At 37.5% G+C, this 11,775-nt stretch carries 8 protein-coding genes and 1 pseudogene; 2 read left to right on the forward strand and 7 right to left on the reverse strand.

Translation table 11 applies throughout. The features are described from left to right. Window positions 1-183 precede the first annotated feature (183 nt). Window positions 184-1,410: pseudogene (locus AC07UM_RS15630) on the forward strand (IS3 family transposase). Between the two features lie 235 nt (window positions 1,411-1,645). Here the strand turns inward: AC07UM_RS15630 and AC07UM_RS15635 are convergent. From AC07UM_RS15635 to AC07UM_RS15665, 7 genes are all read right to left on the reverse strand, one after another. Further along, window positions 1,646-2,482 (reverse strand): type 1 glutamine amidotransferase, encoded by an 837-nt coding sequence (locus tag AC07UM_RS15635; protein WP_494684031.1) that lies wholly within the window; start codon window positions 2,480-2,482, stop codon window positions 1,646-1,648. A 33-nt stretch (window positions 2,483-2,515) separates the two neighbouring features. Further along, a complete protein-coding gene (locus tag AC07UM_RS15640; protein ID WP_494684032.1) occupies window positions 2,516-3,634 on the reverse strand; it encodes a carboxylate-amine ligase in 1,119 nt (372 codons plus the stop codon). A gap of 27 nt (window positions 3,635-3,661) precedes the next feature. Then, window positions 3,662-4,615 carry an ATP-grasp domain-containing protein gene (locus AC07UM_RS15645; protein ID WP_494684033.1) on the reverse strand — a complete coding sequence of 318 codons (954 nt, stop codon included), beginning with the start codon at window positions 4,613-4,615 and terminating at the stop codon, window positions 3,662-3,664. Window positions 4,616-4,671: 56 nt separating this feature from the next. After that, window positions 4,672-5,385, reverse strand: a complete 714-nt coding sequence (locus AC07UM_RS15650; protein ID WP_124531883.1) for an alpha/beta hydrolase-fold protein — start codon at window positions 5,383-5,385, stop codon at window positions 4,672-4,674. A gap of 271 nt (window positions 5,386-5,656) precedes the next feature. Beyond that, on the reverse strand, window positions 5,657-6,871 hold the full coding sequence (locus AC07UM_RS15655) for an ATP-grasp domain-containing protein (protein WP_494684034.1): 1,215 nt from the start codon (window positions 6,869-6,871) through the stop codon (window positions 5,657-5,659). Between the two features lie 141 nt (window positions 6,872-7,012). After that, window positions 7,013-8,428: a leucyl aminopeptidase family protein gene (locus AC07UM_RS15660; RefSeq protein WP_494684035.1), complete on the reverse strand. Its 1,416-nt coding sequence runs from the start codon at window positions 8,426-8,428 to the stop codon at window positions 7,013-7,015. A gap of 79 nt (window positions 8,429-8,507) precedes the next feature. Then, a complete protein-coding gene (locus AC07UM_RS15665) occupies window positions 8,508-9,632 on the reverse strand; it encodes an alpha/beta hydrolase (protein WP_494684036.1) in 1,125 nt (374 codons plus the stop codon). A gap of 196 nt (window positions 9,633-9,828) precedes the next feature. Here AC07UM_RS15665 and glgB point away from each other — a divergent pair, with 196 nt between their 5' ends. Further along, complete coding sequence (gene glgB / locus AC07UM_RS15670) at window positions 9,829-11,775, forward strand: 1,4-alpha-glucan branching protein GlgB (protein WP_494684037.1); 1,947 nt, start codon at window positions 9,829-9,831, stop codon at window positions 11,773-11,775.

The raw sequence follows: 11,775 nt of genomic DNA on the forward strand, positions 1-11,775 counted from the left end.
GTTTGCTTTCCTTCCTTCTTAAAACCTTTACTAAAGAATGATTATGGGGATATGTTTTAATTTTTGATATATCATTATGAACTTTACACTTATTTTTTGAATACCCTAAATCCAAATAAGGGCTAAACTCTGTTTTATTATCTTGTCCCGTCCTAAAATTAGTTGACATAAAATAGACTTATTATGGAAAATCGAAAACAATCGAAAGAAAACCGTACGCAACGCGATTACACGATGGCTTTTAAATTAGGTAGGGTCAATCGGATAGAAAAAGGTGAATTCACCTATAAACAGGGACAACAACATTATGGCATCCAAGGGAGAAGTACCGTTTTGGTCTGGCTCAGGAAATATGGTAACTTAGACTGGAGCAAACCTATTATTCATACGATGTCACAATCCAGAGAAACACCTGCCGAAAAGATCAAAAGATTAGAGAAATAAATGGCTGATGAGAAACTTAAAAGCAAGGCTCTCAATATGATGATCGATATCTCCGATAAAGAATACGACACTCAGATCCGGAAAAAGTTTTCCCCCAAACAATCAGACAACTCCAGTAAGAAGGACTGAATTTATCAAAAATCTGCAGATTGTTTGGGATAAGCAGGCAAGGCATTTACCAGCAGCAGGGCCAAAGAATTTGTTTTCGGGAAAAAGAATTGCAAAAAGTAAAACAAGCCGTTGAGCAGATCCGTGTGGAACAACCCAGAATAGGAACAAGAAAACTTTATTTTTTACTTAAAAACAAGTTCAGGCTGGAAAAGATAAAAATAGGCAGAGATGCACTTTTCGACTATCTTCGGAGAGAAATCTTCTTATCTATCCTAAGAAAAGATATACCAGGACCACTTTCTCCAGGCATTGGCTCAGAAAGTACCCTAACCTTTTGAAAACAACCTCTTTGAAAAGAAAAGAACAGGTGTTTGTAAGCGACATTACCTATGTAAAAACCAAGACGAATGTCTGTTTAGTTACCGATGCCTACAGCAGAAAGATTATGGGATAAGAGCTAAGCGAGAATATGAATGCTGAAAGTGTGCTTAAGGCTCTAAAGATGGCTATAAGAAACCGGATTACCCCATCAGTCATCGAATGTTGTATGTTTTTTCTCCAAGCATTTTTTGATAAGTTTCAGAGCAATACTGGAGTCCTCTATCCGAATGATGGATAAGCGCAGATGGCTATGACTGTTATCAGAATGCTTTGGCAGAAAGGATAAATGGAATATTGAAGCAGAAATTTTTAGTGTACAGATGCAAAAACATTCAGGATCTGAAACAAATGGTGAATGAAAGTATTTGTATTTACAACAACAAAAGACCACATCTCAGTCTGAAGATGAGAACTCCGGAAATGATGCATAAAAAATCCGGAAAATATAAATCTTCCGGATTGGTATTTAATTAAATAACTTGTCAACCTATTTTAGGACTAGTCATATCTTTGTCTAACACAACTTGTTTGAAAGAATGATACTACTTTTTAGGAAATATTATTCTTTCTTTTACTTTAGACAAGTTCTGTGATATAAATAGGTCTTCCATCATCAAAAATATCTAATTCCCGTTAAGTAACTCAGACATTTTTTAGCAAGAATGAGAAGGAAATCCAAATGCTTAAATTATCCTTTAATGATTTTTAGTTAGAATGCCAAAGATTCAGCTTCTTTCAATATTTTTTTTTTTGCGAACTGAAGGAATCTCGGAAGAATCTGATTTCTTGTCAGAATGATCTTGTCTTCATCATCTATTCTGTCCATGGTCTCAAGATATTTTTCCATTCCGAAATTTTCGATCATCGCTTCTCTGTTTTTTTCATCTTTCAGATTTTCAATCAAAGATTCAGGATTAGCTTCAGGATGAAACTGTGTTCCGAATATTTCATTGGAGAAACGAACTGCCATTACCGCTCTTTCCAGATTGATATGAGGACGGAATTTTTCAATCGCCATTACGGTCATTCCAAGTTCTTCTAAACGGTCATGATCCGGCTCAATAAACTGGTAGGCTCTGGAGTCTACAGCATAAAAAGGATCTTTAAGATTTTTGAATAAAAATTCTTCTCGCCCTTCTTCAGTTTTATGAACAGGCATTACTCCAAAGGAATACGATTTTCTTTTGCAGATATTACCCAGTTTCCAGTGAATACTTGCCAGCTGAAAAGAATGGCAGATAAGGAAAAGGTATTTTTTATCTTCGCTGTATTGATTGTGTTCAAAAATGGCATCTAAAAAATGAGCAAATCGGTCTTCCCAAGCCACCCCTTCACGGTGTGGATCTCCCGGTCCGCCTGAAGAAATAAAAATATCAAAGTCTCCAATTTCCGGCATTTCATCTTTAAATCTCACATCAAATGTCTTGATGACAACATTTTCTTCAGAGTTCTGCTGAAATGCTTCAGAAATTTCTTTAATGTTTCTAAAACCTTGATTCACATGATTGTTGTTCATGTCCAGCAGAGCAATTCGAATATCTTTCATTACATCATATTTTTTGTAAAGTTACCAAAAATATTATGAAGCATTTTCACCATGTGTTATGCCATACTCTGTTTCAGAGATCATATAATCAACGACTTTTTTCAGATCACCAGTCTCCTTAAAGATTTGGAGCTGTCTGTCTGCACCCGTTCCGTTTTCCAGGATTTTCCAGGCATATTCAACTTCATGACGGCATCCTAATTCGTCTACCACATCATCAATGAACTCTAAAAGTTCTTTTAACAAATGAGGATAAGGAACAGATTCTTCTTTTCCGAAATCGATCAGATGGGCTTCGATACCACTTTTGGAAGCACGCCATTTATTTTCATTCAGCAAAAGCCTTCTGTAACTTCTGAAACTAAGGTTTTGCTGGTGAAGTTTATAGATTTTAGCAACTAAACACTGCATGATCGCTGCAAGACATACGGTTTCATCAATTCTTAACGGCATATCACAGATTCTGAATTCAATCGTAGGGTAGAAAGGGTGTACCCGTAAATCCCACCAGATTTTCTTAGCATTGTCTATGGTTCCTGTTTTTATAAGAAGGTCAACATAGCTGTCGAATTCCCCCAGAGAGTTAAAATAACTTGGAATACCGGTTCTTGGGAATTTTACGAAAATTTCCTGTCTGTAAGATTTAAAGCCGGTGTATCTTCCAATCCAGAATGGTGAATTCGTAGAAAGGGCATACACGTGAGGTAGGAAATAACGCATTACATTTTGAATTCTCACACCTTCTTCACGGTTTGGAATTCCGATGTGAACATGCAGTCCGAAAATAAGATTTTCACGGGCTACATCTCCCATATCATCTACGATTTTGATGTATCTTTCTCCCTGAGTGATATTGTTTTCCGACCAGTGAGAAAATGGATGGGTGCCTCCTCCGGAAACACGCAGTCCCTGTTCATGGGCGGTATTGATGAGATGCCGCCTTAAATTTGTTAATTCTGCCCGGGCTTCCTGAATATTCTGGCAGATCCCGGTTTCCATTTCAATCATAGATTCGTGCATTTCGTGCTTTAAATTTTCACTTAAAACCGCTTTTCCGCCTTCAATGATTTTTGAAACGTGAGAAACCAGATCTCTGCTTTCTACATCAATGATCTGATATTCTTCTTCAATTCCAATAGTAAACTGATGCATTTTTCTTGTGTTTTTTGTTTTTTAATATTATTTTATGGAATCTTTCACGAAAGTTCCCCAGGCAATATTGGGTTTACCCGGAACATATTCTTTGGCTTTTTCGATAGCCAGTTTTGCAGCATGTTCTATGATCCACGCAAAATTCTCTTCTCCTACAGAGTTTTTGTCTGCATCCGGAGCCGGATTACAAAAATCGATTGCATAAGGAATCCCGTCTCTTACAGCAAATTCTACCGTATTGAAATCATATCCCAAAGCTTCATTCATGGTAATCGTATAATCATGAATAGTCTTCAATAGTTTTTTGAGTTCTTCACCCTGTGTCTGATGGGTGGTAGCGTATCTTAAATGAGGAGCATTTCTAGGCTCATAGGGCATAATGTGAACATATTTCCTCCCCAGACAGTAAACCCTGTAATAATCATCAAAGACAATTTCTTCCTGTACCATCATGACCAACTGTTCAGTTTCTCCTAATTTGTTCCAAAGATCATCCGGATTCTCAACTCTGTAAACACTTTTCCAGCCTCCGCCATCATGAGGTTTCATATAAGCAGGAAAACCTACATAATTGAAAATATATTCCCAGTCATGCGGAAATTTCAGGTTTCTAAATGAAGTTTCCGAAGTGTTCTCAGGTCTTTCGTGTGAAGGAAGCAAAACTGTTTTAGGAAGTGGAATTCCCAGTTTGGACATCAGGGCATTGTTGAAAAATTTCTCATCAGCACTCCACCAGAAAGGATTGTTGATTACATAAGTACCGTTAAGTGCTGCATTTTTAAGATAAGCTCTGTAAAAGGGAACGTCCTGTGAAATTCTGTCGATGATTACTGCATATCCATAATCTGCACCCTGTTCTAATTTATCAATATGAACGGGTTCAGCTATGATATCTCCGCCTCCCAGTTCATTTACTTTGTCTATAAATGCCCAGGGAAATGTGTCTTCCATACCGAAAAGAATTCCTACTTTTTTTGTCATAATTTTTGTTTTTAAGGTGAGTGTATATTTTTTTCTATTTGTCTTTTCTATTGTTTTTAAGAGAAAAAGGCTCCTATGAAGGTAGGGAAAACCATTCTCCACAAAGGCCAGTCGTGGCCGATCCATTTTCTTTCATCATACCAGAAGTCTATGCCTTTTACCCTTAGGATCTCTGCCATTTCAACATTTTTTTCTTTACAGATGTCCTGATCAGAGGTGCTTAATACGATATGCATGTGTTTGTACTTCCATGCTTCATCATTTCTTATAAACTCTCTTGGGCAGTTGAAGTATACCAGCTCATCAGAATAACCATCCATGAAATTTCTTATACTGAACGCCCCTGAAAGGCAAAAAAGATGAGAAACCACATCAGGAAATCTAAAAGCAAAGTTGGCAGCGTGATATCCTCCGAAACTGGCTCCGGCAACCGCTACGCGATGGGTCTTATGAAGTTTTTGAATGTAGGGTACAAATTCTTTGATCAGGAATTGTACATATCGTTCATAGTTTCTTATTCTTTGCTGAGGAGATATATTGTCATCATAAAAGCTCCATTTGTCGATGGTCTGCACATTGTAAAGTTTTACTTTTCCTTGTTCTATAAACCAGTTGATGCTTCCATTCAGATGAAAATCATGGTTCTGGGTATATTGTCCCTGAGAAGTAGGAAACATGATGATAGGATGACCATAATGTCCGGTCACCTCTACCTGAAGACTTGTTCCCAATATATTTGAATAATATTCTGTATGTTCTATGTGAGGCATTTTTCCTTATTTAGTTTTACTATTGTGTTTTATATTAAATTGATAAATTCTATTCCTCCAGGCTGATCTTTTTCTAAAACATCCGGTACAAGGGTCCCTAATTTTGGATGTGCCAGAATGATTTTTTTTTAAAATTCATTTTGAGGCCGGTGTATTGGCGTCAACGAACTGATAATATGCTTTCTAAGTTACGTTTTACAATAGATTCTGCTGGAAGATTATATATTATGAATTCAATAACATTTTTGATGTCAATATTGGACTTCATGATCTAGGAAGTAAGCTTGTTGCTTTTGGGAGGCAGAATGTTCAGCATATCTGCATGAATCATTTCTGCGGCAGAATCCAGCCTGTCCTGTATAATGGAGGCATCACTGGATTTGTAAACAATCCCGACATGATAATCTATCGGAAGAAATTTCACGACCTCCTCACATTCAAAATTACTGTAATCGGGTTCTTTATCTTTAATCAGGGCAATGATCAGCCCGGAATAATATCCTGTAGGAGGGGAGATGTTGTAATGATTGCCTCTCAAGAGAGCATCTTCAATTTTAGCCCATTCCCTCCAGATATTAATTCCGCTTGAGGCCTCCACCAAATCGGGAATGTGAGCGCCGCCAACTCTTGATGACGTTTCAAGGAAGTACCATTTTCCGTCTTCCTTTCCGCGGATAAATTCTGTATGGGTAGCACCATTGATAAGCCCAAAATTGAAAAGGACTTTGGCGTTAATTTCTTCCAGCGCTTTAAATTCTTCAGAGTACCTTCCCAGAGTCTTGGAACGGAATACACCTCCTTCATGCGAAACCTGCATGGGAGGAGCCAGATATTTTGAAGCAGAAGTAAATACAATCTCTTTGTTGAAAGTCAGGCTGTCTACATGGTAAACATCTCCTGGTTTAAAACTTTCCAGTAAAAAAAGATGGCGTTCTTCCCCAAGAATGTCTAACGCTTCATGCAGCTGTTCTTTGGTCGTTATTTTCTTAATTCCTGATGCAGAAGCTTCCGATCTGGGTTTTAGTACCCATGGTGCCGGAACGAGGTCTGTAAATTCATTGACTTCATTATCATTGAATACAGCTATAAATTCAGGAACACTGATCCCGGAATCTTTAGCTTTTTGCCGCATAGCCAGTTTATCCCTAAAATATCGGTGTGTGGTTTGTCCCATTCCCGGAATACGGAATGTTTCTCTGATTAATGCTGCTTTCTCTACATCATAATCATCCAATGCCACTACAGCATCTACTTTTCTGGTTTTCATGAGGTGGGAAAACCCCTGGATCAGATGTTCCAGATTCCATACGGACGGTTTGAGTTCAGGCATATAAAATGCCTCTTCAATGGCATGCCAGGGCCAGTTTTTTTCTTTAAGGTTTTCCGAAGTTACCAGGATAATTTTATTGCCGAGATTCTTCATTTCGTCCATAAAATCGTAGCCTTTGTAATAGCACGAAATACACACAATAGTTTTCTTCTCCATATAATGTTTTTTAATATTTAGTGAATTTTCAAAAATAAAAGCGTTTGTTTATTATTTTATTAATATTAAAAAAAGCAATATTGTGTGTTTTTGAAAATTCACTAATCAATTATACAGAGATTTTTTGTAAAAAACTAATTTTTAGTGATAATTTTCGATTAAATCCGCGAGCAATTGAACTCCAAAACCGGTAGCTGCTTTTTCCTTGGCATAGCCTACACTTCCGAAGGCTACTCCTGCAATATCCAGATGAGCCCAATTGGGGTGGTTTTCAATGAATTGTTCTAGAAATTTTGCGGCAATGATACAGTCTCCGATAGGCTTCAGAGAGATGTTTTTCATATCAGCTACATCAGACTTAAAGTCATCTTTCCATACATCCCATAAAGGAAGATTCCAGAGCCTTTGATTGGCTTGGTCTCCGGTTTTTATAAGCGTATTTTTCAATTCTTCATTATTGGAGAACATCGCGGCACAAGTATCCCCGAACATTCGTACTGAGCTTCCTGTTAAAGTAGCCAGGTCAATCAGCAAATCGGTCTTATAGTTTTTAGAAAGATAAGACAATCCGTCGGCAAGAATCAGTCGGCCTTCAGCATCGGTATCGATGATTTCAATAGTCTTTCCGTTATAAGCCTTGATAACATCACTTGGGATGAGTGCTTTTTCGGAAATGGCGTTGTCTGTGATCGGAAGAACGGCTACAATATTGACAGGGAGTTCCATTTCCGCAGCATAGATTAATGCTCCCAGAACGGCTGTAGCTCCTCCCATATCAGACTTCATATAATGCAGATTCGTTGAATCTTTCAATGATATACCGCCTGTGTCAAAAAGTACACATTTTCCGACCAGTCCGAAAGTTTTGGCATTTTTAACCGTAGTTTTATATTCTAAAATAGTGAAGGCTGCATCATAGGCACTTCCCTGGTTAACGGCAAGGTAAGCGCCCAGTCCAAGTTCCTCACATTTTTTTCTATTGAAGACCGTATATTTTAATTCGTATTTTTTAGCCAGATTTTTTAGATAGGCACTGAAAATATCCGGTTTTTTAAGATTAGCAGGTTTGTTAAGCCAGTCCTGACAAGCGGCCTGTCCATTAATTAAAGCTTCTGTTTTCTGACTGATATGATCTAATTTCTTTTGGCTTAAATTCTCAAAATGCAATTCAAATTTTGTGTTCCAGAAAGCATGTGTTTTTTCAAAAGGGTAGTTATAAGTTCCAGCCAATAGACCTTTTACCAACTCTTCAAATTGTTTTTCATTCATGAAATCTGCCAGTGCCAGCGTAGGAACAGCCTGAAGTTTTTCTTTTTGCGTCTGTGAGAATTTGGCAGCAACCTGCTGGATTTCGAAATTTTGTAATGTTGCTTTTCCTAATCCGATGAAATAGGTAATTCCCTCTTCATGAGCATTGATGAAAACTTCATACTTCTTTCCTGTGAAAAAAGTGGAAATATTTTTATTGAAATTTTTACTGGTTTTAGTCCATTCTTCCTCGGTGAATATGTGGAAAACCTGAGTGTAATTTTTGTTTTTTTTATTAATTAGTTTCATAAATAGATATTATTTTTTCTAAGATCATACGCAATCACCATCTTCATATGCCTGAATTTTATTTGGCGATTTTGTATCCTTAGTTTTTAATGCTTTGTTGTTGTGGTTTTACTTCTACAGGGTTTTCTGTATTGTCATAAAACAGCCATTCAATAGCTCTTGGGAATTCCTGTGACCAGTAAAATTCATTATGGGTTCCTTCAGGATTGATATTGGTTTTAAATTCAAAATCAAAAAGCTTTTTCTCTTCCCATCTTTTCAGATATTCTTCAAAAATATGAATCCTTTTGACCATTTTAGAGCCTTCCTGGCCTCCGCCGTAGAGATAGATTTTTGTTGTAAAAGGAACCCGGAAGTTCATCATGGGGAAGTTGTTATTCGGTTCTACCCAAAGAGAAGGGGAGAAGATCAATAATTTGGAATATACTTCAGGATAAAGGAATCCACTGTAGATGCTGATTAGTGCGCCTAATGAGCTTCCTCCGATTCCAGTATTGTCGCGGTCCTTTTTGGTTCTGTAATTTTCATCCACAAAAGGCTTTAAAGTATCTGCGATAAAGCGGATGTATTTTTTTCCTTCTGAACCGTTGGCAACATGATCATTATCGAAAATATATTCTTTGATTCTTTCTTCGCTGCCATGCTCTATTGCGATGATGATAAGATCACCACGGCCATATTCTGCAAGGATAGATAGTTTTTTGTCTATTTCCCAGTTCCCGAACCCACTTCCTTCATTAAACAAATTCTGTGCATCCTGAAGATACAGCACCGGATAACGCTTATCAGTAGTATGATAGTCGTAAGGAAGCAATGCCCATACTTTACGATAACGGTCGAGCTGCGGGATATAGAATTTTTCGGAAATTACCTCTGCAGTGGGGAAATATTCTTCTTTGAACGGTCCCCAGTTCAATCTCCATTTTTTTATAGTATCAGATGCTTTACCTGCTGATTTTTTTACTTTCCGGTTGGGGGTGATATTGCCATATTGGTCCAGTTCCCCATTCTCCCAGCCTCCTCTCGTGAATTTGTATTCAATGTCTTCAGGAAGGAGCTGATCCTCGATTTCGATAAAATAATGAAAAGAATCTTCTTGTTTAAGCTGAAAATTGTAGTCCTTAGGGTTCCAATTGTTGAAATTCCCGGTGATAAATACCGGTCTGTCGTCCTTTTCTTCTGTATAAAGTTCAAACCTCATCATATGTGTTTAATAAAATGTAGTGCTAAATTTATAAAAAAGATTGTTTTGAAATCATAAAAAATGTGAGTTAAAAAATGATATATTTGATAGATAGACGAAATCCGAAATTAACTTGATAATTATTTGACGAATAATTAATCGCTGTTGTCAGTATTTTTCGTAGTTTCAAACAAAATATAAATATAAACCGATCTTGATGAATTCTGTCAAAACCTATACGCTTTTCACCGATCATGATGTGTATCTTTTCAAGGAAGGGAGGCACTATAAGCTGTATGGTAAATTTGGAGCACATTCTGCAGAAAAAGATGGAGTAAAGGGAGTGTATTTTTCAGTATGGGCACCCAATGCAAAAAAAGTTTCTGTCATCGGAAATTTTAATAACTGGAATCATAAGGATCATATTTTGTTTCCAAGATGGGACGAATCAGGAATCTGGGAAGGATTTATTGAAGGATTAACCTGGGGAACATTATACAAATATGCTATAGAAACACCAAGAGGAGAGATTCTGGAGAAAAGTGACCCTTATGCTTCAAGCTGGGAACAGAACGTTCAGGCGGCTTCATTGGTTTCCACAACCTGGTATGAATGGAGTGATCAGGAATGGATGGCTAACCGCTGGAAAAAAAATACGCTGGAAGCTCCCCTATCTGTATATGAACTTCATCTGGGTTCATGGGTAAGGGAAGGGGATCATCCCGACCGTTTTCTGAATTACCGGGATATTGCTGAAAAACTGGTTCCTTATATCAAAGAAATGGGTTTTACTCATGTAGAATTTATGCCGGTGATGGAATATCCATATGACCCAAGCTGGGGATATCAGATTACGGGCTTTTATGCAGCAACTTCACGTTTCGGTTCACCTCAGGATCTGATGTTTCTCATTGAAGAACTTCATAAAAATGAAATAGGCGTTATTCTGGACTGGGTTCCATCACATTTTCCGGGAGATGCTAATGGCCTTCATCGTTTTGACGGGTCATATCTCTATGAACATGAAGATCCGAGAAAAGGGTTTCATCCCGATTGGAAATCACATATTTTCAATTATGGAAGAAATGAAGTGAAATCTTTTCTGATTTCAAATGCGATGTTCTGGCTGGACCGCTATCATGTTGACGGATTGCGTGTAGATGCAGTAACTTCTATGCTTCACTTAGATTATTCACGAAATGAAGGGGAATGGGAGCCTAATATCTATGGCGATAATGTAAATCTGGAAGCGAAAGCCTTTTTGCAGGAATTCAACACAGCGGTTTATAAGGAATTTGGAGACTCTATTATGACGATTGCTGAGGAAAGTTCAGATTTTCCCATGCTTACAAAACCCGTTCATGATGGTGGAGTAGGTTTTGGAATGAAATGGATGATGGGATGGATGCATGATACTTTGGATTATTTTAAAGAAGATTTTGATAATCGAAAGTTCCATCACCACAAGCTGACCTTCGCCTCTATGTACTTGTATAATGAAAATTATATGATGCCTTTGTCACATGATGAAGTGGTACACGGAAAAGCAAGTCTTATTTATAAAATGAAAGGGGACGAATGGCAGAAATTTGCCAACCTGCGTACCTTATATGTATATATGTACACCCATCCCGGAGCCAAATTGCTTTTTATGGGCGACGAATTCGGGCAGACCAGTGAATGGAACTTTACAAAAAGTCTCGACTGGCATTTGCTGAAATATCCTGTTCATAAAGGAATGCAGGAAATCGTCAAAGAACTTAACCATTTGTACACATCGGAAACAGCATTGTATGAAAATCAGTTTGACAAGCACGGTTTTGAATGGGTGGAGGCAGATGATATAGAGAACTCAGTATATGTATATCTCAGAAAGGGCAAAAAAAAAGACGATATGATGATGGTCGTTCTGAATCTGGCTCCAAAAGTACTGGATTATAAAATTGGGATTCCTGCAGGGAGTCACTGGGAAGTTGTTTTGAGTTCCGATGATGAAAAATATAGCGGAAGCGGCGTAGAACCTGAAATATTAGAAGAAAAATATGAAGAATGGAGAGGACATCAGAAATCAATGACTGTAAAGCTTCCTCCGTTGTCAGGTATTATTTTGAGACAGAAGAAAGATAAAAAGTATAAATTACACAGAATTAAACATAAGAGATAA

This window comes from Chryseobacterium sp. GW821-FHT04C04, from assembly GCF_059420365.1.